Here is a 22,946-nt window from a genome sequence, read left to right as displayed (position 1 = left end):
CGCCTAGCGGGGCGACCCGCAGCGTGGGCGGGCGCCGGTCGGTGCCCGCGTCCAGCCAGACCACCTCGGCCCGGTCGCTCTCCGAGGCGTGGCCGTACGCCTCCAGCATCCGCACCGCCGTGTCGTGCACCTCGTCCAGCGCCGTGAACGCGGCCTTGCGCTGACCGGCGCGGTCGGGGTCGTCCTTGTCGCCGCCGCGCGGCCCGAGCGCCGTCAGGCAGCGCGCGGAGGCGTCGCGCACCAGCGCGAGCGTCATCCCGAGCACCTGCGGCAGCTCGTCGACGCGGCCCGCCGGCGCCGCCGCCAGCAGCGCCTTCAGGTCCTCGCCGGCCTCCATGAGCTGGTCGGCGACGGGCTGCTCGATGAGCCGCCCCACCCGTCGTACGGCCAGCATGACCGTGGTGTCGGACAGCTCGCCGGTCACCACCGACGTCACCCGGTCGACCAGCTCGTGGGCCTCGTCGACCACCACGGTGTCGTGCTCGGGCAGCACCGGCAGGTCGCCCATGGCGTCGATGGCGAGCAGCGCGTGGTTGGTGACGACCACGTCCACCTCGCCGGCGCGCGCACGGGCCATCTCGGCGAAGCACTCGGCGCCGCTGGGGCAGCGGCTGGCGCCCAGGCACTCCTGCGCGCTGACGGAGAACTGCCGCCACGCCTGCTCGCTGACGCCCGGCACCAGCTCGTCGCGGTCGCCGGTCTCGGTCTCCTCGGCCCACTCCTGGATGCGCTGCACCATCCGGCCCGTGGCGCTGACCTCGCGCGGGTCGAACAGCTGGTCCTGCTCGTCCTCCTCGGGCCAGCCGGCGGTCGCCTTGTAACGGCACAGGTAGTTGCGACGGCCCTTGAGGATGGCGAACGTCGGCGCGTGCGGGAGCTCCTTGCCCAGCGCCTCGGACAGGCGCGGCAGGTCGCGGTCGACGAGCTGGCGCTGCAGCGCGATGGTGGCCGTGGAGATCACCACGGGCTTGTCGGCGTCCATCGCGTGCCGGATCGAGGGGACGAGGTACGCGAGCGACTTGCCGGTGCCCGTGCCGGCCTGGACGGCCAGGTGCTCCTTGTGGTCGATGGCCCGCTGGACCGCCTGGACCATGGTGATCTGGCCCTGCCGCTCGCTCCCTCCGACGGCGCTGACCGCGATGCTGAGCAGTTCGTCCACTGACGGGAGATGGGAGTCCGGCACGGCAGTAAACGCTACCCGCATTCGTGGGTGCCCGGCGCCGAACGCCGTGTGATCGGCCATGCGCATCCCGGCGTTCGCGGGACACACCCGGCGGGGCACGTGGCACACTGAACGACCGGGACGCCAACTGGTCTGCCTTATGTGACCAGATGGGTCCGGGATAAGGATGAGAAGTCCGGTTAAAGTAGGGTTATCCGGGGTTGAGTGGACGAATAAAGGCTGGTTAAAGCAGTATGTCTGCCATGTCGGAAGTTGTCCCGTTGCCGTCGTTCGGTGAAGTCTTCTTCGATGCCCGGGGTCAGGAGAGGTGCCTCCGGGTCACGTGGCACGAGGGCACACTGGTCCTCAGCCTCTGGCGGGGAGAGATGTGCACCGCCAGCTTCCGCATGCCGATGGAAGACGTAGGACGCCTGCTCGACACCCTCGACGAGGGCTTCGCGGAGGCCACCGGCGAGCAGCCGGCGGTGCCCGCCCACGACCCGGGCACCGAGGTGATCCCGGGCACCGGCCAGTACCAGCGCCCCCAGACCCTCCCGCCGGCGCCGGTCCAGCAGCAGCCCGAAGAGCGCCCGACGGCCACCCTCTCGCCCAGCGACGTGCTCGTCGCCCGCGGCACGCCGCCCCGCCAGGACAAGCTCGTCGCCTCCTACAGCGATCCGCCCGCCCAGCGCGACCCGTACGGCGACTCCTCCCCGTACGCGGACACCGCCGCCGGCTGCCAGTACGGCGACCCGTCATCCGGTCAGTACGGCGACACCTCGCCCGGTCAGTACGGCGAGCGGGCGCCCTTCACCGGCCCCCAGTACTCCGACCCCCAGTACTCCGACCCGGGCACCGGACGCTCCTACGCCGCCCCGCAGCAGTACGCCGAGCCGCAGCGCTCCGAGCCGTTCACCGGCCCGCAGTACGTCGACGACACCCCGAGCGGCCCCCAGTACAGCCTCGACCCGGATCCCTTCTCCGGCCCGCACCCGGTCGCCGGTGAGCGCGGCTACCAGCTTCCCCGCGAACGCCAGGCGCCGCCGCACTCCACCGACCCGCTCGGCTTCCCGTCACAGGCGTCCGACCCCTACGCGGCCCGCACCCACGACAGGGCCGCCCAGGACAGAGCCGCACAAGATCGGTACGTTCAGGACGACCGCGGCTACCAGGGGCGGAGCGCGGGCCAGGCCGCGGACACCGCGGCCGACCTCGGCGCCGCCGGCCTCGGCACGCCGATGCACGGCATCCCCGGCGCGGGCAGGCCCCGCTCCATGCCGCAGCGGGCCGCCGCCCGGCACACCGACCGCCCCGCTCAGGACCCGTACACCAGCGGCGACTCCTACCGCGTCGGCGACGGGTACGCGTCGCTGGACCGGCCGTCCCAGGACTACCAGGCCCAGGACTACCAGGCCCAGGACTACCAGGCCCAGGAGTACCCGGCACAGGACAGCCGCCGGCAGGACCACCGCGCGCAGGACTACCGGCAGCAGGACCCCCAGGCCCAGGACTACCAGGCTCAGGACTACCAGGCTCAGGACTACCGGGCCCAGGAGTACCGGCAGCAGGACTATCCGGCACAGCACAACGGGGCCCGCGACTACGCCGGCCAGGACTACCCGGTCTACCCCCCGCCCACCGCCAACCCGGTGGACCCGTTGCTCGCCCTCGGCACCCCGGAGCCCGGCCACCAGTACCAGCAGCAGCCGGACGGCCGGCCGCTGTCGCGCCCGTACGTCGGTGACCCCATGTTCTCCACAGGCGAGCGCCTGCGTCCCGACCAGCAGTACGACGACCGGGACGACCGCCGCGACTGGTGACGGGCGGCCGTCCGGCGGGTGACCCGCGGCCCGGCCGTTCGCGAGGGCACGGCATGATGGATGCCGATCCTTCCCCCCGGCGTTCCGCGGCGGGAAGGTCGTCGCCGCGCGGGGCGAGTGCCCCGACCCCGTTGCCGAGGAGGGCCTGAAGTGTCCCATCGTCCCGCGATCTCCCCAGGCCGAGCCCGGTGAACGCGACCACGGGACTCCAGCTGCTCCTCATGGCCGGCGGCGCGGTGGCCGTGGCCGCCGTGGCGCGGCGCAAGGGCTGGCCGGCGCCGCTGCTGCTGGTGGCGGCCGGGCTGATCGTGTCGCCGGTGGTCCCGGCCGTGCCGCTGGACCCCGAGCTGGTGCTGTTCGTGTTCCTGCCGCCGCTGCTCTACTCGGCCGCGCTGGACAGCTCCTACCTACGGCTGCGCGACGTACGGCGGTCGGTGGCGATGCTGTCGGTGGGCCTGGTGCTGGCCACGACGGCCGCCGTCGGGCTGGTCGTGCACCTGCTGCTGCCCGAGCTGCCGCTGGCGGCGGCGTTCGCCCTGGGCGCGATCGTCGCGCCGCCCGACGCGGTGGCGGCGGTCGCCGTGGGCCGGCGGCTGGGCCTGCCGCGCCGGCCGCTGACGATCCTCATCGGCGAGAGCCTGTTCAACGACGCGACCGCCCTGACCGCCTACCGGGTGGCCATCGGCGCGGCCGTGGGCGGCACCGTGGACCTGGCGGTGGCGGCCGGCGAGTTCCTGTACGCGGCGGTGGCCGGGGTGGGGATCGGGCTGGCGCTGGCGTTCGTGTTCGCCTGGGTGTTCCGGCACACCCGCGACTCGCTGGTCGAGAACACGCTCATGCTGCTCATCCCGTTCGCCGCCTATCTCACCGCGGAGTCGGTCCACGCCTCCGGCGTGATCTCCGTGGTGATCGTCGGCCTCTACCTGGGCAACCAGATGCACCTGCGCGGCTTCGGCACGCGACTGGTGTCCGCCTCGGTGTGGAAGGTCACGGACTTCTTCCTGGAGACGATCGTGTTCGCGCTGATCGGCCTCCAGCTCGTGACGGTGGTGCGGGGCGTCAGCGGCTACGGCGCCGGTGAGCTGGTGCTGTACGCGGTCGTGGTGTTCCTGACCACGGTGCTGGTGCGCTTCGCCTGGATGCTGCCCGCGGCGTACGTGCCGAGGCTGCTGGGACGAGGCGAGGGCACCCTGCCGACCCCGCAGGTGGTGATCGTCGGCTGGGCCGGCATGCGGGGCGTGGTGTCGCTGGCCGCGGCGTTCTCCATCCCCGCCGACGTGCCGGGCCGGACGATGCTGCTGTTCCTGACGTTCACCACCGTGATCGGCACACTGCTGGTGCAGGGGCTGTCGTTCCCGGCGCTGATCCGGCGGCTGCGCGTGTCCAGCGAGGAGGAGCGCTACCAGGACACGCTGGCCGAGGCCAGCGCCCAGCAGGCGGCGCTCACGGCGGGCCTGGAGGCGCTCGACCGGGCCGTGGAGGGCGACGGCGAGCCGGACGAGATCCAGAAGCAGGTCATCGACCAGCTCAAGGAGAAGTCGTGGCGGCGCTCGCTGAGCGCCTGGGAGCGGCTGGGCGGCGGCACGGCGCAGGGCGGCGCGGAGACGCCGAGCGCGCTCTACCGGCGCCTGCGCCGCGACATGCTGCAGGCGGAGCGGGAGGTCTTCGTCCGGCTGCGCGACGAGCGCAGCCTGGACGACGAGGTGATGCGTGAGGTGATGGCCCAGCTCGACTTCGAGGAGGCCATCCTGGAGCGTTAGCTAGCCCATCTGGTTGTCGACGTAGCACCACCGCCACTGCTCGCCCGGCTCGAACGACTGGACCACCGGGTGGGCCGCCACGTGGAAGTGCTGGGTCGCGTGCTTGCTGGGCGAGGAGTCGCAGCAGCCGATGTGCCCGCATTCGAGGCACCGGCGCAGGTGCACCCACCGCCCGCCCGTGGCCAGGCACTCCTCGCACCCGTCCGGGGTCTTGGCCGCCGGGTCCCCGGCGTGGGAAAGATGTTCACATGTTGCCATAGGGGAAATCCTAGAACTCCACTCTTGTTTTCCTGTCCCCGCACCCCTTGCTGAGGGCGGGGCGACAGTGGACATTGTGCACAACGCGGATGTGCCAGTGGACGTCGTGCACATCGCGTTCGTGACGCGGACCACTGTCCCGAGGGAGCCCCCGTGCTGGAGGTGCGCAATCTCGAGGTCGTCTACGACGACGTGATGCTCGTCCTGCGGGGCGTGAGCCTGCGCGTCCCGCCCGGCTCGATCGTCGCGCTGCTCGGCGCGAACGGGGCCGGCAAGACCACCCTGCTGCGCGCCGTGTCGGGGCTGCTGGGCGTCCACGACGGCGAGGTGGTCAAGGGATCGGTCACTCTGGAGGGCGAGCCCCTCCACCACCTGCGTCCCGCCCAGATCGTCCGGCGGGGCGTCAGCCAGGTCATGGAGGGTCGCCGCATCCTGGGCGAGCTCACCGTCGAGGAGAACCTCAGGGCCGGCGGCCACACCGCCCGCGTCTCGCACCTGGACGGGGTCTACGACCTGTTCCCCCTGCTGCGCGAGCGGCGCTCGGCCACGGCCGGCTACCTGTCGGGCGGCGAGCAGCAGATGCTCGCGATCGGCCGGGCGCTCATGGCGGGCCCCCGCTACCTGCTGCTGGACGAGCCGAGCCTGGGCCTGGCCCCGGCGCTGGTGGCGCAGGTGCGCGACCTGGTCGTCGAGATCAACCGGAAGGGCACCACCGTGCTGCTGGTGGAGCAGAACGCCCGGATGGCGCTGTCCATCGCCACCCACGGCTACGTCATGGAGACCGGGAAAATCGTCATGGACCGGCCGGCGGGCGAGCTGCTGGCCGACGACGACATCAAGGAGTTCTACCTCGGGGCCGTCCGCTCCTTCCGTGACGTCAAGCACTACAAGCGCAGGAAGCGGTGGCTGTCGTGAGCGGCCCGGTGCTCGCCGTCGAGGACGTCCACCTGAGCTTCGCCGGCGTCACGGCCATCGACGGCGTCACCTTCCACGTGCGCCCGGCCGAGCTGCTCGCGGTCATCGGCCCGAACGGCGCCGGCAAGACGTCGGTGTTCAACGTGCTGTCCGGGGTGTACCGGCCGCAGCGGGGCCGCGTCACGTTCCTCGGCGAGGACCTGCTGGCGCACCCACCGCACCGGATCGCCGCGATGGGCATGGCGCGCACGTTCCAGAACGTGGAGCTGTTCCACAACCTGACCGTCCTGGACAACCTGATGCTCGGGCGCCACCACCACTTCCGTTACGGCGCGGCGGCGGCCGTCCTGTGGCTGGGCCGGGCGCGCCGGGCCGAGCTGGCGGCCCGCGCCCGGGTCGAGGAGATCGTCGACTTCCTGGAGCTGGAGCCGTGGCGCCGCCATCCCGTGCGGCTGCTGCCGTACGGGGTGCAGAAACGCGTCGAGCTGGGCCGGGCGCTGGCCATGGAGCCGCGCCTGCTGCTGCTCGACGAGCCGGTGGCCGGGATGAACCTGGAGGAGACCGAGGACATGGCGCGGTTCGTCCTGGACGTGCGCGACGAGCTGGGCGTGCCCATCGTGATGGTGGAGCACGACATGGGCCTGGTCATGGACCTGGCCGACCGGGTGCTGGTGCTGGACTTCGGCCGGCCCGTCGCGCTCGGCACCCCGGCCGAGGTGCGCCGCGACCCCGCCGTCATCCAGGCGTACCTCGGCGGGGCGTATCCGGGAGGGACGGCATGACGGCCACGATCGTGACCAGGGTGCGGGAGCGCGCCCGCTCCGCCCCCGGCGCGGTCGCCCTGCGGCACAAGGACCTCGGCGTCTGGCGCGAGGTCACCTGGGCCGGCTACTGGGACCGGGCGGAGCTGGTCGCGCACGCGCTGCTGGCGCTCGGCGTGGAGCCGGGCGACCGGGTGGCCGTCCACTCCGAGAACCGCCCGGAGTGGCTCTACACCGACCTCGGCGCCGTCGCCGTGCGGGCGGTCACCGTCGGCCTCTACCCCGCCAACCCGGCCGGAGAGGTGGCCCACCTGCTGTCCGACTCCGGCGCCCGCGTCCTGGTCGCGGAGGACCAGGAGCAGGTGGACAAGGCGCTGGCGGTCCTCGGCGGCTGCCCCGGGCTGCGGCACGTCGTCTACCTGGAGCCGCGCGGCATCCGTGGCCGCTACGACGACCCGCGGCTGATGGCCTGGCCCGAGCTGCTCGCCCTCGGCGCGCGGCACCGCGCCGAACATCCAGGCGCGGTGGCGGAGCGCATGGCCGCCGCGGAGCCCGGTGACGTGATGACGCTCGTCTACACCTCCGGCACGACGGGGCCGCCCAAGGGCGTCATGCTCACGGTCCGCAACGTCGAGTTCGCCGTGGAGACGCTGGTCACGGGCGGCGGTTTCACCTTCCCGCCGCCCTCCGAGCGCGACCTGGTCCTGTCGTACCTGCCGCTGTGCCACGTGGCCGAGCGGGCGTTCACCGTCTGGTTCAACGCGGCCTCCGGCGTGCAGGTGAACTTCGCCGAGTCCACCGAGACCGTCCAGGCCCACCTGCGCGAGGTGCAGCCGACGATCCTGTTCGGCGTGCCGCGCAGCTGGGAGAAGACGCTGGCCCAGATCGACATCCGCCGTGCCTCGGCCACCCCGCTCAAGCGGGCCGTCGCCGGCTTCTGGCTGCGGGTGGCCGACCGGCTGGGCGCGGCGCTGGCCCGTACCGGCGGCCGGCACACGCCCGCCACCAGGCTGGCGTACGCGGCCGGGTGGGTGTGCTGTTACCGGGCGCTGCGCGAGCGGTTCGGCATGCGCCACGTCCGCTACGCCGCCTCCGGGACCGCCCCCATCGCCCCCTCCGTGCTGAGGTTCTTCATGGGCATCGGCGTGCCCATGCACGAGCTGTACGGCATGAGCGAGAACACCGCCATCGCCACCGCCAACCGCCCCGGCCGGGTCAGGCCCGGCACCGTCGGCGAGCCGCACCCCGGGGTCGAGCTGCGCGTCGACGAGGCCACGGGCGAGATCCTCACCCGCCACCCCGGGACGTTCGCCGGTTACTGGGGCAATCCGGCGGCCACCGCGGCCGTCCTCGACCCGGACGGCTGGCTGCGGACCGGCGACGTCGGTGAGCTGGTGGACGGCACCCACCTGCGGATCACCGACCGGCTCAAGGACATCATCATCACCGCGGGCGGCAAGAACGTCGCGCCCAGCGAGATCGAGAACGCGCTGAAGGCGTCGCCGTACGTCAAGGAGGCGGTCGTCGTCGGCGACCGGCGGCCGTACCTGGTCGCGCTCGTCGGCATCGAGCCCGACACGGTGGGGGAGTGGGCGCGGCGGCGTGGCATCGCCTACACCACCTACCGCGACCTGTCGGAGCGGCCGGAGACCCGCGAGCTGGTCCAGCGTGTCGTGGACGACGTCAACGCCCGCCTGGCCCGCCCCGAGCAGGTGAAGCGCTTCGCGTTCCTGCCCAAGGAGCTCGACCACGAGGACGGCGAGCTGACCGCCACCCGCAAGGTCCGGCGCGCCGCCGTGGCCGAGCTGTTCGAGGACCTGGTCGAAGGGATGTACGCGCGGTGAAGGGCCTGCTGGAGAGCGTCATCAGGGGACTGGGCAACGGCTCGGTGTACGCGCTGCTCGCGCTCGGGTTCGTGATCGTCTACAAGGCTACCCGGGTGATCAGCTTCGCCCAGCCGGCGCTGATGCTGGCCGGCGGCGTGGCCGTCAGCCACCTGGCGGAGGCGACCGGCTTCTACGCGGCCGTGCCGCTCGCCGCGCTCCTGGTCGCCGGGGTGGCGCTGGGCGTCGAGCGGACGGCGATCAGGCCGATGGTGGGGCGGCCCGTGTTCGTGGTGGCGATCATCACGCTGGGCGTGGACGTGGTCCTGCGGGTCGTGGTCAACGCCTTCATCGGCCGCGACGTCCGCCAGGTGGGCGACCCCTGGGGGTTCGCGCAGGTGGAGCTCGGGCCGCTGGTCGTGCAGCAGCGCTGGCTCGCCATGCTCGCGGTGACGGCGGTGCTCGTCGGGCTGCTGTTCGCCTTCTTCCGGTACACCAGGTACGGGCTGGCGATGCGGGCCGCGGCCCACGACCAGGAGACCGCGCTCGCGCAGGGCATCTCGGTGGGCATGGTGTTCGCGCTGTCGTGGGCGATCGCCGGCTTCCTCGCGGCGATCGCCGGCGCGTTCGCGGGCACCGGGCAGGGCATCGAGCAGTCGACCTGGGTGATCGCGCTCAAGGCGCTGCCCGCGATCATCGTGGGCGGGCTCGACTCGCTCGGGGGCGCCGTGATCGGGGGGCTGGCCGTCGGAGTGGTGGAGTCGCTGTTCCAGTCGTACCAGGGCGAGTACGCGCCGTGGCTGGGCCAGAACTTCGCCGTCGTCTCGCCGTACGTGGTGATGCTGGTGGTCCTGCTGGTCAGGCCGTACGGCCTGCTGGGCACCCGGGAGGTCGAACGAGTATGACGGACACGAAGTCCGGGACGTCGTCCGGCGTCCCGGACATACCGACCGGACGGTTTCGCCGGGTGCGCGGCCGGCCGCTGCTGCGTACCTCCTACGCCCAGGACATGGCGCTGCTCGACACGCCGGCCAAGCGGCTGTGGACGGGGCTGCTGGTGGTGCTGGCGTTCGCGCTGTCGGTGGTCCTCGCCGACCGGTCGCTGGAGGTGCTGGCCGGGGCGTACGCGCTGGCCATCGGCGCGATCGGGCTGAACATCGTCACCGGGTACGCCGGCCAGGTGTCGCTCGGGCACGCCTTCTTCGTGGCCATCGGCGCCTACACCGCCGCCGCCGTGTCCGCGCCGCCCGGCGGCAGGACCCTCGGGTACGGCCTGTCCGAGATCTGGATCTGGCTGCCCGCGGCCGGGCTCGCCGCCGCGGCGGCCGGGGTGCTCGTCGCGCCGCTCGCCACCCGCCTGCGCGGCCTGTACCTGGCGGTCGTCACGCTCGGCCTGGTCTTCCTCGGCGAGCACGTCTTCAAGGAGTGGAAGGCGCTCACCGGCGGGCCGGGCGTCGGCCGGGAGGCGGCGGTGCCCCGGCTGCTGGGGTACCCGCTGGACCAGGACGGGCCGCTCGGCACCAGGGAACAGGTCCTTTACCTGCTCATGCTGACGCTGCTCGTGCTCTTCGCGGTCGCGGCGCGCAACCTGGCCCGATCGCGCGTCGGCCGCGCCTTCGCCGCGATCCGCGACCGCGACATCGCCGCGGCCGTCATGGGGGTGCCGCTGACCCGTTACAAGGTGCTGGCGTTCGGGATCTCCTCCTTCTACGCCGGCTGCGCGGGCGGCCTGCTCTACACCGTCTCCGGGTACGTGGAGCCGGGCTCGTTCAGCCTGCTGCTGTCGGTGCAGTTCATCGCGATGGTGCTGATCGGCGGGGTGGCCACCGTGTCCGGGTCGATCGCGGGGGCCCTGTTCATCTCCCTGCTCCAGCCGCTCACCCGGACGCTGCCCGCCCTGGTGCCGGTCATCAGCGCCGACACCACGCGCACGCCCAACGTCTTCCAGGTCGAGACCGTGCTCTATGGCCTGCTGATCGTGCTGTTCCTCGTCTTCGAGCCGCGGGGTCTGTCCGGGCTGTGGATCCGGGTCCGCGCCTACTGGAAGTCGTGGCCGTTCTCCTACTAGAGAGGGGTTATCCATGAGAAGTCGCTCCGTAGCGGCGGTCGCCGCGCTGGCGGTCCTCCTGCCGGCCTGTGGCGTCATCCGGGGGGACGACAAGAAGGAGGGCGAGGGCGTCCGGACGCCGGGGGTCACGGCCGAGCCCTGCCCCTCCGCGGTGGACCCCAAGAAGGGGTGCATCTACCTGGGCACCGTCTCCGACCTCACCTCCGGGCCGTTCGCGGCGCTGGCCGTGCCGATCACCGACGCGCAGAAGGCGTTCTGGGCCCGCGTCAACAAGGCGGGCGGCGTCGGCGGCAAGTACGAGGTGGACGTCACCACCTACGTCCGCGACAACAAGTACAACCCCGAGGTCCACCGGCAGGTCTACAACGAGATCAAGGACCACGTCCTCGCCCTCGCCCAGACGCTCGGCTCGCCCACCACGGCCGCGATCCTCGGCGACCTCAAGGCCGGCAGCGTCGTCGCCGCCCCCGCGTCGTGGACGTCGGCCTGGGAGTTCGAGGACGTGATCATCGAGTCCGGCTCGAACTACTGCGTCGAGGCGATGAACTCCGTCGACTACGCCATGGAGGCGCACCGGCCCAAGAGCGTCATGGCGGTCCACCTGGCCGGCGACTACGGCGCCGACGCCGCCGCCGGTGCGAAGATCGCCGCGCAGCGCAACGGCCTGACCTTCACCGACGTCGAGACGCCGTCGGGCGCCACCGAGCAGGGCCGCGCGATCACCGAGATCACCAAGGGCCGGCCCGACCTCGTCGTCCTCACCACCGGGCCCGCCGACGCGGCGACCATCGTGGGCCAGGCCGCCGCGGCCGGCTTCAGGGGCCGCTTCATCGGCACCGGCCCCACCTGGAACCCCGCCCTCCTCAAGTCGCCCGCCGCGCCGGCCCTCAAGGCGCTGTACGAGCAGTCGTCGCCCGGCCGGCCGTGGAACGCCGAGACGCCCGGCCACCGGGCCATGCGGGCCGCGCTGCCCGGCGTCACCCCCAACGACGGCTACACCTCCGGCTGGGCGTGGGCGTACCCCATGAAGGCGGCGCTGGAGGCGATGGTGGCCGGCGGCGACGTCAGCCGCCAGGGCCTGCTCGCGGCCGTCAAGAAGCTCAAGACCGTCGACTACGAGGGCATGCTGCCGCCCGAGGCCGGAAACTACGCTGACGACCCGAACACGGCCACCTTCCGGCAGACGCTCATCAACCGGCTCGACGACAAGGCGCCGACCGGCGTGACCACTGTCAAGGACTTCTACGTCGGCCCCACCGCCAGGGCGTACACCTTCGACGGTCCCTGTTACGCCAAGCTGTGAGTCCGGCCGCGGCGGGAGGGCGTTGGGTAGGGTCACCGGTATGAGCCCCCTCAAGACCCGGTTCGCGTCCCTCGCCGCCGTCGCCGCCCTCGTCGTCACCGCGGGGTGCGCCGAGGTCAACCAGACGATCGACAAGACCCAGGCGTGCCTGGAGGCCCCCAAGATCGTCGCCGACCTGGGCAGCCAGATCGGCAAGCTCAAGGACGACCCCCAGGCGATGGACAAGGCCCTCGACGACGCCTCCAAGAAGCTGAACGACGTGGCCGACAAGGCGGCCAACACGACGCTGAAGGAGGCCACCGACGACCTCGCGCGCACGCTGGGCGGCATCGACGTCAAGAACGTGAACGACGCGGTCGACGCCGCCCAGAAGGTCGGCACCGACACGGCCGCCTACCTGGAGAAGGTCGCCAAGGCGTGTAGCTGAGCCGTGCACCAACCCCGCCTTCTCTAGGGGGAATGGGGACGAATTAGCTTCGCAGTATGGAGCCTGATCCGCGTTTCACGCTCGCCAACGAGCGCACCTTCCTGACGTGGCTCAGCACCGCGCTGGCCCTCAGCGCGGGCGGGGTGGCCATGGCCGCGGTGCCGGAAGGCGTCTTCGTGCCGTGGGCGCGCACCCTGCTGGCCATCGTCCTGGTCACCCTGTCCGCGCTGGCCGCCGGCATGGCCTACCCGCGCTGGCGCAACATCCAGCGCGCCCTGCGCAAGCAGGAGCCGCTGCCGCCGCCCGCCCTCGCGGTCGTCTTCGGGTGCGGGGTGACCGCGGTCGCCGTGATCGCCCTGGTCTGCATCGTGGTCGCGGCCTGACATGTCGCGCCCCGACATGTCAGGCCCTGACCGTCCGTCGGACCCCGCTGAGTCCGCGGACCGCGTGGAGCTCGGCGACATCTGGGACTCGGGGCTGCAGAGCGAGCGCACCCGGCTGGCCTGGGTGCGCACGGCCGTGGTGCTGTCCACGGGCGGGCTCGCCGCCGCCGGCCTGGCCCTGCGCCATGGGATGACGCTGCGGCACGCCCTGCCCGTGATGACCGCGATCGGGTTCGCGCTGGCCGCTCTCTGCGGGGGTGTGCTGCTGCTGCGCACCGGCCTGCGGTTCCGGCGCGTGCAGGCGGCGCTGCACGGCGGCCGTTCCACCGACGACCGGGTGGACGCCCTGCTGGCGTGGGCGGGGACGCTGTGCGCCGTGGCCGGTGCGTTCGCGTTCGTGCTCACCGCGTGATCGTCCCAGGTCGGGAGGCTGGGGACGGCTTGCCGGACATGCCCCTCCGGGATGACACTCGGTCTAGGGGGTGAACCCATGGAAGAACTGCGCAGAGTGGTGCCGTTCGAGTGCCGTCGCTGCTGGCACGTGTGGGAAGAGGAGTACCTCGTCAGGCACGGCGAGGACCGCCATGGCAACGAACGGGTCGTCTGGATGCAGGGCGGGGTCGCCGTGCCTCCGCCGACGGAGGGCATGATCTGCCCACGCTGCCACTGTCAGCAGGCCACCACGTTCCCCGAGGGGTACCTCAGGCACCATCCGGAGCTCATTCCGCCTCAGGAGCCGGCCCGGCCCGACGACACGCCGCTGATCAGCCCGGTCCCCAAACGGCCGCGCTACTGACGGGACCCTCCGTCTCCGGGAACGGCGGCCCGTGGCCGTCCCCGGAGACGGAGGTCACGTGAAGACGACTCATGTCACGTGACAGCAGGTGAGCATTTCCTGGCCCCAGGTGTCACAAGCCGCGTCTTGCCGCAGCGTGTGCGCCTGGCCGAGACTCGACATGGCGCCCGCGTTCCCATCGGGACCCGTGGCGGCGGCGCCGTCGCGTCCGCCGCCTGGCGAGGGAGGAACCGTGGCGCGCGCGGGCGCCCTCTCCATCACCATGTCGCGGGTCCACGTCGCGGGCCCGGCCGGTCAGCTCAGGCTCTCCAGCCACGCCCGGTGCAGCCCGGCGAAGCGGCCCGACGCGGCGATGAGCCGGTCCGGTGGCCCGTCCTCGACGATCTCGCCCCGCTCCATCACCAGCACCCGGTCGGCGATCTCGACGGTCGAGAGCCGGTGCGCGATGATCAGCGCGGTCCGGTCGGCCAGGATGGTCCGCAGCGCCCGCTGCACCAGGCGCTCGCTGGGCACGTCCAGGCTGGAGGTCGCCTCGTCCAGAATCAGCACCGCCGGGTCGGCGAGGAAGGCCCGCGCGAAGGCCACGAGCTGCCGCTGGCCCGCCGACATCCGGCCGCCCCGCTTGCCGACCTCGGTGTCGTAGCCCTCGGGCAGCGCCGAGATGAAGTCGTGGGCGCCGATGGCCCGCGCCGCCTCGCGTACCTGCCGGTCGGTGGCCTCGGGCCGGCCGAACCTGATGTTGTCGGCGACCGTACCGCTGAACAGGAAGTTCTCCTGCGTCACCATGACGACGGCCGAGCGCAGCGTCGGCTCGTCCAGCCGGCGCAGGTCCACGCCGTCGAGCAGCACCTGGCCGCCGGTCGGGTCGTAGAAGCGGGAGATGAGCTTGGCCAGCGTCGTCTTGCCCGCGCCGGTCGCGCCGACCAGCGCCACGCTCTGGCCCGCCGGGATGGTCAGGTCGAGCCGCGGCAGGATCGGCATCTCCTCGACGTAGGCGAACCTGACGTGCTCGAAGCGCACCTCGCCGCGCGCCTCGGCCAGCGGCTCCGGGTCCCGCGGCTCCGGCACGCCCGGCTCCTCCTCCAGCACGCCCGACAGCTTCTCCAGCGCCGCGCCCGCCGACTGGAGCGTGTTGTAGAACTGGCTGATCTCCTGCATCGGCTCGTAGAACTGGCGCAGGTACAGCAGGAACGCGGCCAGCACGCCGACCGTGACCTCGCCGTGCAGCGCCAGCCAGCCGCCGTAGAGCAGCACGCCGCCGACGGTCAGGTTGCCGATGAGCTTGATGCCGGGCATGAACACCGCGATGAGCTGCATGCTGCGGGCGTTGGCGTCGCGGTAGTCGTCGTTGAGCTTGGTGAAGATCTCCTGGTTGCGCGGCTCGCGGCGGAACGCCTGCACCGCCCGGATGCCGGTCATCGACTCCACGAAGTGGACGATCACCAGCGCCACGGTCTCGCGGGTGCGCCGGTACACGATCGCCGACTGGCGGCGGAACCAGCGGGTGAACAGCAGCAGCAGGGGCAGCGGCAGCAGCGCCACCAGGCCGAGGTGCACGTCCAGCACCACCAGCAGCACGGCCGTGCCGAACAGGGTGAGGACCGCGGTGACCAGGCTGTCGAAGCCCGACTGGAGCAGCTCGGCGATGGCCTCGATGTCGGAGGTCAGCCGGGAGATCACACGGCCGGAGGTGTACTTCTCGTGGAAGCTCAGCGACAGCCGCTGGAAGTGGTCGAACACCCGCCTGCGCAGCTCCAGCAGGATGCCCTGCCCGATCTTTCCGGACAGCTGCAGGAACGCCTGCCGGGTGAGCGCCTGCGTGACCGCCGCCGCCAGGATCACGCCGATGACGGTCAGCAGCGTGCCGGGGCCGGTCCCCTTGAGCATCGGCGGGATGCCCGCGTCGATGCCCACCTTCACCAGGTACGGGATGGCCAGGCCGCACAGGTTGGAGACGACGATGATGCCGGTGAGCAGCGCGATCGCCTTGCGGTGGGGCGACAGCAGGCCGCCGAGCAGCCGGCGCGAGCGGGCGCGCAGCAGCACCGACACCTTCTCGGACAGCTCGTCCTGGTCCTCGGAGGCGACCCCGCGCCAGTCGGACCCCTTGGATTCCGGGGGCTCCGGAGACTCGGGGGAGGTGGGGGTGGTCGCCGGACCGGTCGCCGGGGCGGTCATCGCAGCGCTCCTTCGGACGGGTCGAGGTCGGCGTCCTGGGCCAGCAGCTCGCGGTAGGCGGGCACCTCGGCCAGCAGCTCGTGGTGCCGGCCGACGTGCGTGATCGTGCCGCCCGACAGCAGCGCGACCTTGTCGGCCAGCAGCACGGTCGAGGCGCGGTGCGCCACCACGATGCCGGTCGCGTCGCGCAGCACGTGCCGCAGCGCCTGCTCGACGAGTGCCTCCGTCTCGACGTCCAGCGCCGAGAGCGTGTCGTCGAGCACGAGGATCCGCGGCCTGCTCAGCACGGCCCTGGCCAGCGCGAGCCGCTGCCGCTGCCCGCCGGACAGCGACATGCCCTGCTCGCCGATGCGGGTGTCGAGGCCCCACGGCAGGTCGTGGACGAACATCGCCTGCGCCGTGCGGATGGCGTCGTCCAGCTCCTCCTCGGTGGCGTCGTGGCGGCCGAGCGTGAGGTTCTCGCGCACGCTCATCGAGAACAGCGTCGGCTCCTCGAAGGCCGTGGCCACCACCTCGCGCAGCGCGGGCAGCGTCAGGTCGCGCACGTCGTGCCCGTCGATGGTGACGCGCCCCGCGGTCGGGTCGACGAGCCGCGGCACCATCGAGGTGAGCGTCGTCTTGCCCGAGCCGGTGGCGCCGACCACGGCGACGGTCTCGCCGGGCCGCACCTCCAGCCACAGGTCACGCAGGACCGGCTGCGCCTCGCCGGGGAAGCGGAACTCCACGCCCTCGAACCGCAGGTGGCCACGCGGGTTCTCGATCACCCGCGTGCCGCCCTCGATGGCCGGCTTCGTGTCCATGACCTCCATGACCCGGTCGGCGGAGGTCATCGCCTCCTGCGCCATCGCCAGGATGTAACCGAGGCTGGCGATCGGCCAGACGAGCTGGAGCATCATCGTGATGAAGGCGACCAGCGTGCCCAGCGTCAGCACGCCCGAGCCCACGGCCAGCGCGCCCAGCAGCAGCACCAGCGCCAGCGTGAAGTTCGGGATCATCTCCAGGAAGGTGAAGAACCGGGCCGACAGCCGCACCTTGTCCATCGACGTGCGGTACACCTTGAGCGCGGCGTCGTCGTAGCGCTCGTAGACGTGGTGGCGGCGGCCGAACGCCTTGATGGTGCGGATGCCGATGGCCGACTCCTCGACGAGCGTGGCGAGGTCGCCCTGCTCGTCCTGCACCTGCCGGGAGATCTTGATGTAGCGCTTCTCGAAGCGGTTCGACACCAGCACGATCGGTACGGCGGAGGCGGCCACGAGGAGCCCCAGCGGCCAGTACATGTTCAGCAGCAGCACCGTGACGGTGGTGAGCTGAAGGATGTTCATGACCAGGAAGAGCATGCCGAAGCCGAGGAAGCGGCGGATCGTCGAGAGGTCGGTGGTCGCGCGGGACAGGAGCTGGCCCGACTGCCATTCGCCGTGGAAGGCCATCGGCAGGCGCTGCAGGTGCGCGTACAGGTCGTCGCGGATGCGGGTCTCCAGGCCGAGCACGGGACCGATCTGGGTCCAGCGCCGCAGGAAGATCAGCAGCGCCTCGGCCGCGCCGACGCCCAGCGCGAGCAGGCCGAGGGGCAGCAGAGCGCCGGTGTCACCGCTGAGCACGGGGCCGTCGACGACCTCCTTGCCGATGAGCGGCAGCGTGATGCTGGCGGCGATCGACAGGACCGCGACGAGCCAGATGAACACCAGCTTGCCCACGTACGGACGGAGGTAGGGCTTCATCCGCCACAGGGCGTGGGACGACAGGGCTGGGAGTGAGAAGGGCAGCGGACGGCGGGGTGAACGTGTATCGGGAGGCATCCCTACCAGGCTAATACGTGGGATCAACCCATTTTCGGTCCGCCACGCTGGCGGGTCAGCGACGCCGTCACGGCCGCCTGGCTCGGCTTTCCCGCCTTTCTCCCCCCAACCGAATCGGACCTGACATATCGCCTTGGTTAGTGTTTTTGAGCATCCGATGGCTGAGGGAGTGGCCTCTCCTCCGGCTCAGCGCCCCCCGGCTGCGCCTGCCGTACGTTGCCGGGCGCGGCGGCCGAAGTCCGACAGCAGCGGCGTGACGTCCGCCGCGCCGATCGTCACCTCGATCGCCCCGGCGGGCGGCACCGCGACCGTGTCCCGGTCGAAGTGCACCCGCAGGGCCCCGCTCCCGGTGAAGGCCACGTCCGTCAGCCCCGTCGCGGGGGAACGGAGGGCGGCGTCCAGCCGGGCGGCCTCGATGCCCTGGCGGCCCGTCAGCTTCCGCTTCACCAGCGCCCCCAGCTCGGCGACCGCGCCGGGGCGCAGCAGCCGGAGCGTGCCGACCTTGTGGGTCCTGCCGTCGTACCAGTACGTCCGGGTGGTCGTGCCGTCGCCGGCCGCCTCGACCCGGGTGGTCAGCCGGACGCCGACCACGTCGCCGGAGGCCGCCAGGGTCGCGGGGGAGACGGTCAGCCGGTCGCCCTCAGGGCAGAAGCGCGCGGTGGCGCCCTTGAGGAAGGCGTCGCGGCGGGCCCGCGTGTCCTTGCGCAGAGCCGCGGTGAGCGCGTCCGCGCCGCGGTACTCCGGGTAGGCGACGGACCACCGGCACGGCCCCCGCCGGCCTCGGTCGACGACCAGCCGGGGAGCGTCGGCCCCGTCCGAGGTCACGGCCCTGCCTGAGCCCACGGGGCTGTGTGAGGTCGTCGGGGCGGACGCGTAGGCGGGGGTGGTCACGGCGCCGCAGGCGGCGGTCAGGGCGACCGCCGCCAGCAGCTTGACCGGGAAGTTCGCTTTCATGGCAGGTAGGACACCTCAGAACCGCTTCTGGTTGTCCTCTGTGGTCCCGCGTCAGGCGCCCTCATGGCTGAACAGGGCCTCCATGGCCCGCACCAACGGCGGGGCGTACGTGCTGCCCGAGCCCGACGCGGTCTTGGAGCCGCCCCAGGAGGCCTGCCACTCGCCGGTCGCGGTCGTCCGCATCGCCGTGTGGCTCAGGGTCCCCCCGTCCGCGTTCTTGGTGTAGAGGGCCCAGTGGTGGGCGGTGTTGCCGTTCGTGGCCGAGCCCTTCGCGACCGTGTCGTCGTACGACGACGCGAGGAAGGTGTAGTCCGTCCCCATCTGCGAGGGCGGCTGGGCGCCCAGCCACTTCAGGAAGCCGCTGCCGTCCCGCATGTCGCTGCACTGCTCGTGGGTGAGGCTGCACACGTCCACCAGCGCCGTGTCGATGCCCTTGTGCGGGGTGGCCAGGGTGACGATGTCCTCGATGTACAGGTACGGGGGCCAGCCGGTGGGCACGGCCGTCGCACCGATGCTCTGGGCGTCCATCGAGACTGCGTCGACATCCGGAGCGGCAGCCGCCACGCCGTACCTGTTGACCCCCTCGATGGCGGCCTTGGCGATGAGACCGCCCATGGAGTGCGCCATGATGTCCACCGGGACGCCCTGGCTGGAGTAGGAGGAGTAGACGGTCCAGGCGAGCTGGCGGCCGATCTCCTGGATGCGGGTGTCCGTGGTGCCGTTGAACTTGATGTCGCAGTTCGTGCTCTTGTTGTAGTAGCCGAAGGTGCGGACGTCGGTCCACCCGTTGGCGAGGAGCAGGTCCCGCGCGTTCTTCCAGGAGCTCGCGCAGTTGGTGTCGGCTTCGCGGTCGAACCCGTGCACCAGCAGGGTCACCCGGTGCCCGTCGCTGCGCGAGGGGTCCGCCGAGGCGGGCGGCGCGGTGACGGCCAGGGCCGCCGCGGCCACGACCGAGGACATGATCGCGGCCAGGCCGCACCTGAGGAGTCTGTGCATCCACGCACTCCGTTCCATGGGATCGCAAGCACGGTAGAGCGCGGACGATCATGCGCGAATCGGCCGTCAGATCCTCGGCTCAGGGACGTTCCGGAGCGCCGGCTAAGTCGGCCCGGTCACGCGGCTAAGTCGGTCCGGCCCGTCGAGCGCGGCGAACGGGCCGAGCTCCGCCGGCGGCTCCGGCTCGGCGAGGATGCCGAGCTCGGCGAGCTGCCCCCGGGAGGCGACGCCGAGCTTGGGAAACGCCTTGTACAGGTGATGTCCGACGGTGCGGGGGCTGAGGAGGAGACGCGCACCGATCTGCCGGTTCGAGAGCCCGGCAGCGGCCAGCCGCACCACCTGCCGTTCCTGCGGGGTGAGCCGCCCGAGCAACCCCGGAAGATTTCCGCGGCGGCGGGCCGGCTCGGTCGTGGCCTGGAGCTCGCCGCCCGCCCGGCGTGCCCAAGGCGTGGCGCCCAGCGCGCCGAACGTCTCGAACGCCGCACGCAGGTACCGCCGCGCCTCCGACCGCCGGTGCGCGCGCCGCAGCCACTCTCCGTACAGCAACTCGGTCCGTGCCTGCTGGAACGGCTGCCCCGTCGGGATGGCGACGGCTCTGGCGTAGTGCCGGCCCGCCTCGTCGTCGTGGGCCAGCAGACCCTCCAACCGCGCGGCCACCGCTCTGGCCCAAGGACGGCCGGAGGCGGCGGCCCAGTCCGCGTACCTGGCCGCCGGCTCCTCGGCCGGCTCGCGCAGCCCGGCCCGTACGGCGGCCTCCACCAGGTCGGGCACGGCGTGGAGCGCGACGAGCGGATGGTGGCAGGCGCCGGACCACAGAGCCGCCAGCCGCTCGACGGCCGGCCGCGGCCGCCCCAGCCCCAGCTCCAGCAGCCCCCATGCCCACGTCCCGACCGCCTGAGCGGCCCGAGCGCCCTCAGCGACCTGAGCGGGTTCAGCCAGGTGAGGGATTCGGGTGGCACAGGCGGCTTCGCCGAACAGGGTGGCGGTGTGGCCGTCCACCGCGAGGAGAGCCGGGGCGGCCCCAGCCGGCGTGGTCAGCCGGCGGCAGCGGTCCTCGTCGCCGTTCACGGCGGCCAGCCAGGCGAGCAGGGCGTGGAGGTGGGCGGCCCGGTACGGCTGCCGGACGGCGGACGCCGCACGAAGCCCTTCGCGGGCCGCCGCCTCCGCCTCACCGTGGCGGCCGGCTGACAGCTCGGCCTGGGCGAGCAGGGTCAGGGCCTCCGGGAGGACACCGATCAGCCCGTGGCGGCGGCACCGCTCGGTGAGCAGGACGGCCAGCTCGCGGCCCACGACCTCGTCCCCCGAGGCGACGCCCATCCACGCGGCCGGGGCGAGCAGGTCCGGGTGGTCCGCGGAGGAGACCTGTACCGACCGGAGCGCCGCGCGCACAGGGGAGAGGTCCGTCGCCGCCCGCCCGGCCACCATCCGCCCCATCACTTCCATTCCGGCGGCGAACACTCCCGCGATGTCGCGGTCCGCGGCGGCCGCTGTCCCGGCCGCCGGGTGCGTGGTGAGCGTGGCCAGACGGGTGGCGGCGGCGTCGGCGAGCACCCCGTGACATGCGGAGGAGGCCTCCCGCACCGCATCCGCGAGCAACCGCACCGCCGGCGACCGCATTGCGGCCGACCTCGCCACCGGCGCGCCCACAGCGGAGGCGCCATCCACCTGCGGCCCGCGGTCCACCCGCGGCCCGCGCTCCACCGCCGGCCCCTGACCCGTCGTCGGCCCATCGGGAGACGCGGGTTCCGCTGGCGTGCGAGGGGCCGGCCTGGTGGTCGCCTTCTTCTTCTGCTGCGTCGGTGCCGTCTCGGCGGTGAGGGCGTGACGGGCGCCGGTCAGGAGGACGCGGGCTGCCGTCTCGGGGCAGCCGTGGACGCTCTCGATGCCCGCGCGCACAGCGGCGAGGCGGGCGCGGGTGGCCGGGGCGGAGGGGAGTGCCGCGGCTCTGTCGGCCAGGGCGGCGGAACGCCCGGTGAGCCCTGCCTGGAACGCCAGCTCCGCCGCGGCCACGAACCTCTCCGCCGACCGGCCCGGCTCCGCACTCAGCTCGCCCGCCCGCTCGTACGCGACGGAAGCCACGACCACGGGCAACCCCTCCCCGGACGCCCGAGCCCCGAGCGTTCCGTCACCCAGGGCGCTCGCCGTGTGAGTCTCGTCCGTGAGCGTCCCGTCCGTGTGCCGCTCGTACGTGAGCGTCCCGTCCGCGTGCCGTTCACACGGAGTGATGGCCGGCGGGTCGGCGGCGCGGGAGAAGAGGTGGAGGGCGGCGTTGTGGAGGGCGGTGGCCAGGGAGTCCTCGGGGCCTGCGGTGACGGTGGCGTGGTGCCAGGCGCGGCGGGTCGTGTGCGCCTCGCCTTCCAGCGCGTCCGCCAGTGCCCGGTGCGCCGCCACCCGGCGGAAGTACGGTGCCGTTCGGTAGGCCGCGCCGCGGAACAGCGGGTGACGGAAGGTCAGCCCTGTGGCCGAGAGCCGCACCAGCTCGTCGCGTTCGGCGGGTTCGAGGTCGGCGGGTGTGGCGCCGAGGCGGGCGGCGGCGCGCAGGATGACGTCGAGGTCGCCCGTGTCGTCGGCCGCCGCCACGAGCAGCGCTGCCCGGGTGGCTTCGGGGAGGCGGTGGACGGGCGTCTCGAACGTGGCCCGAACCCGGCTGGACAGGGGGCCGCACTCGCAGGTCAGGGGGAGTGGGCCCAGCCGGCCGGCCTGCTGCTCCGGGGTGAGGGCGGCCGCGAGCTCGACCAGCGCCAGCGGGTTTCCGGCGGCCTCCTCGGCCACCCGGTGGCGTACCTGGGAGGGGAGGCCGGGGGCGCGGGCGGCGAGGAGCTCGCCGGCCGCCGTCATGTCGAGTCCGGCCGGCCACAGCTCCTCGACCCCGGCCCCGGTCAAGGTGCCGGACCGGAGGGCGGGGAAGGTCCCGGCCGCCGTTCCGTCCGTGATCATGGGGGCGGGCGCCGGGTGCGTACGGCTGGGTATGTCGTCGCGGGCGGCGAGGATCATGGCGACGCGCTCCCCGCCCAGCCGCCTGGCCGCGAACAGCAACGCCTCCGCCGACGCCCGGTCCAGCCAGTGGGCGTCGTCCACCAGGCACAACACCGGCGTCTCGGCCGCCACGTCCGCCAGCAGGTCCAGTACGGCCAGCCCCACGAGCCGTGTCCGGGACCGGTCCGGCGCCTCGGGCGGCGCGGCCTTCACCGCCTCGCGCAGCGCCTCCGCCCGGTCGGCGGGCAGCCGACCGGCGTGGGCGAGCACCGGGTGGAGCAGCGGGTACAGGGCCGCGAACGGCAGCTCGCTCTCCGGCTCGACTCCGGTGGCCCGCAGCAGCAGGAAGCCGGTGGCATGGGTGGCGGTGTGGTCCAGGAGCGCGGACCTGCCGATGCCGGTCTCGCCCCTGACAATGACGGCTCCGCCCTGGCCCGCCCGGGCCGCCGCCGTCAACGCGTCGATCCGGGCCTGCTCGCGGGCGCGTCCGTACAGCATCCACCCTCCTGACGATCAAGTCAGGAGTCAGTATGGGACCTTGTCCACTCCCGGGTAAGGGCCGTCGGCGAT

19 protein-coding genes are annotated in these 22,946 nt (G+C 72.7%); 12 read left to right on the top strand and 7 right to left on the bottom strand.

Going from position 1 to position 22,946, the window contains the following annotated elements; all coding sequences use genetic code 11:
* On the bottom strand, positions 1-1,159 hold a 1,159-nt coding region (locus ABZS51_RS24960), incomplete at its 3' end, for an ATP-dependent DNA helicase (protein WP_355445401.1).
* A gap of 416 nt (positions 1,160-1,575) precedes the next feature.
* Here ABZS51_RS24960 and ABZS51_RS24955 point away from each other — a divergent pair.
* Entirely contained in the window at positions 1,576-2,982 is a 1,407-nt protein-coding gene (locus tag ABZS51_RS24955; RefSeq protein WP_355445398.1) for a hypothetical protein, read from the top strand.
* Positions 2,983-3,170: 188 nt separating this feature from the next.
* Positions 3,171-4,742, top strand: a complete 1,572-nt coding sequence (locus tag ABZS51_RS24950; protein WP_355445395.1) for a Na+/H+ antiporter — start codon at positions 3,171-3,173, stop codon at positions 4,740-4,742.
* Here the strand turns inward: ABZS51_RS24950 and ABZS51_RS24945 are convergent, their stop codons facing one another.
* On the bottom strand, positions 4,743-5,000 hold the full coding sequence (locus ABZS51_RS24945; RefSeq protein ID WP_355445392.1) for a UBP-type zinc finger domain-containing protein: 258 nt from the start codon (positions 4,998-5,000) through the stop codon (positions 4,743-4,745).
* A 153-nt stretch (positions 5,001-5,153) separates the two neighbouring features.
* Between ABZS51_RS24945 and ABZS51_RS24940 the strand changes: the two genes are divergently transcribed.
* From ABZS51_RS24940 to ABZS51_RS24895, 10 genes are all read left to right on the top strand, one after another.
* Positions 5,154-5,915, top strand: a complete 762-nt coding sequence (locus ABZS51_RS24940) for an ABC transporter ATP-binding protein (protein ID WP_355445389.1) — start codon at positions 5,154-5,156, stop codon at positions 5,913-5,915.
* Positions 5,903-6,697 carry an ABC transporter ATP-binding protein gene (locus ABZS51_RS24935; RefSeq protein ID WP_355445386.1) on the top strand — a complete coding sequence of 265 codons (795 nt, stop codon included), beginning with the start codon at positions 5,903-5,905 and terminating at the stop codon, positions 6,695-6,697. Before ABZS51_RS24940 ends, ABZS51_RS24935 begins: the two co-directional genes overlap by 13 nt.
* Positions 6,694-8,520 carry an AMP-binding protein gene (locus tag ABZS51_RS24930; RefSeq protein ID WP_355445383.1) on the top strand — a complete coding sequence of 609 codons (1,827 nt, stop codon included), beginning with the start codon at positions 6,694-6,696 and terminating at the stop codon, positions 8,518-8,520. The genes ABZS51_RS24935 and ABZS51_RS24930 overlap by 4 nt, the downstream gene beginning before the upstream one ends.
* Positions 8,517-9,404, top strand: a complete 888-nt coding sequence (locus ABZS51_RS24925; protein ID WP_355445380.1) for a branched-chain amino acid ABC transporter permease — start codon at positions 8,517-8,519, stop codon at positions 9,402-9,404. Before ABZS51_RS24930 ends, ABZS51_RS24925 begins: the two co-directional genes overlap by 4 nt.
* Positions 9,401-10,567, top strand: a complete 1,167-nt coding sequence (locus tag ABZS51_RS24920) for a branched-chain amino acid ABC transporter permease (protein WP_355445377.1) — start codon at positions 9,401-9,403, stop codon at positions 10,565-10,567. The genes ABZS51_RS24925 and ABZS51_RS24920 overlap by 4 nt, the downstream gene beginning before the upstream one ends.
* A gap of 13 nt (positions 10,568-10,580) precedes the next feature.
* On the top strand, positions 10,581-11,870 hold the full coding sequence (locus tag ABZS51_RS24915) for an ABC transporter substrate-binding protein (RefSeq protein ID WP_355445374.1): 1,290 nt from the start codon (positions 10,581-10,583) through the stop codon (positions 11,868-11,870).
* 40 nt (positions 11,871-11,910) lie between these two features.
* A complete protein-coding gene (locus ABZS51_RS24910) occupies positions 11,911-12,297 on the top strand; it encodes a hypothetical protein (RefSeq protein ID WP_310712646.1) in 387 nt (128 codons plus the stop codon).
* A 56-nt stretch (positions 12,298-12,353) separates the two neighbouring features.
* The gene (locus ABZS51_RS24905; RefSeq protein WP_310712647.1) at positions 12,354-12,680 is read left to right on the top strand and encodes a DUF202 domain-containing protein; all 327 of its coding nucleotides are present in this window, start codon (positions 12,354-12,356) and stop codon (positions 12,678-12,680) included.
* Positions 12,681-12,744: 64 nt separating this feature from the next.
* Positions 12,745-13,092, top strand: a complete 348-nt coding sequence (locus ABZS51_RS24900) for a DUF202 domain-containing protein (protein ID WP_355445370.1) — start codon at positions 12,745-12,747, stop codon at positions 13,090-13,092.
* Between the two features lie 78 nt (positions 13,093-13,170).
* Entirely contained in the window at positions 13,171-13,476 is a 306-nt protein-coding gene (locus ABZS51_RS24895; protein WP_355445367.1) for a hypothetical protein, read from the top strand.
* Positions 13,477-13,770: 294 nt separating this feature from the next.
* Here ABZS51_RS24895 and ABZS51_RS24890 read toward each other — a convergent pair whose 3' ends face one another.
* The 5 genes from ABZS51_RS24890 to ABZS51_RS24870 form a co-directional block, all read right to left on the bottom strand.
* The gene (locus ABZS51_RS24890; RefSeq protein ID WP_355445364.1) at positions 13,771-15,654 is read right to left on the bottom strand and encodes an ABC transporter ATP-binding protein; all 1,884 of its coding nucleotides are present in this window, start codon (positions 15,652-15,654) and stop codon (positions 13,771-13,773) included.
* Positions 15,651-17,372: an ABC transporter ATP-binding protein gene (locus ABZS51_RS24885; RefSeq protein WP_355445361.1), complete on the bottom strand. Its 1,722-nt coding sequence runs from the start codon at positions 17,370-17,372 to the stop codon at positions 15,651-15,653. The genes ABZS51_RS24890 and ABZS51_RS24885 overlap by 4 nt, the downstream gene beginning before the upstream one ends.
* A 264-nt stretch (positions 17,373-17,636) precedes the next feature.
* Entirely contained in the window at positions 17,637-18,404 is a 768-nt protein-coding gene (locus tag ABZS51_RS24880) for a hypothetical protein (RefSeq protein ID WP_355445358.1), read from the bottom strand.
* A gap of 51 nt (positions 18,405-18,455) precedes the next feature.
* On the bottom strand, positions 18,456-19,400 hold the full coding sequence (locus ABZS51_RS24875; RefSeq protein WP_355445355.1) for a hypothetical protein: 945 nt from the start codon (positions 19,398-19,400) through the stop codon (positions 18,456-18,458).
* 102 nt (positions 19,401-19,502) lie between these two features.
* Complete coding sequence (locus ABZS51_RS24870; protein WP_355445352.1) at positions 19,503-22,874, bottom strand: AAA family ATPase; 3,372 nt, start codon at positions 22,872-22,874, stop codon at positions 19,503-19,505.
* Positions 22,875-22,946 lie beyond the last annotated feature (72 nt).

Source organism: Nonomuraea sp. NPDC005501 (genome assembly GCF_040605905.1).
Classification (GTDB): domain Bacteria; phylum Actinomycetota; class Actinomycetes; order Streptosporangiales; family Streptosporangiaceae; genus Nonomuraea.
Note: the sequence above shows the minus strand (reverse complement) of the source record. Positions and strands in the feature narration are given on the sequence as shown.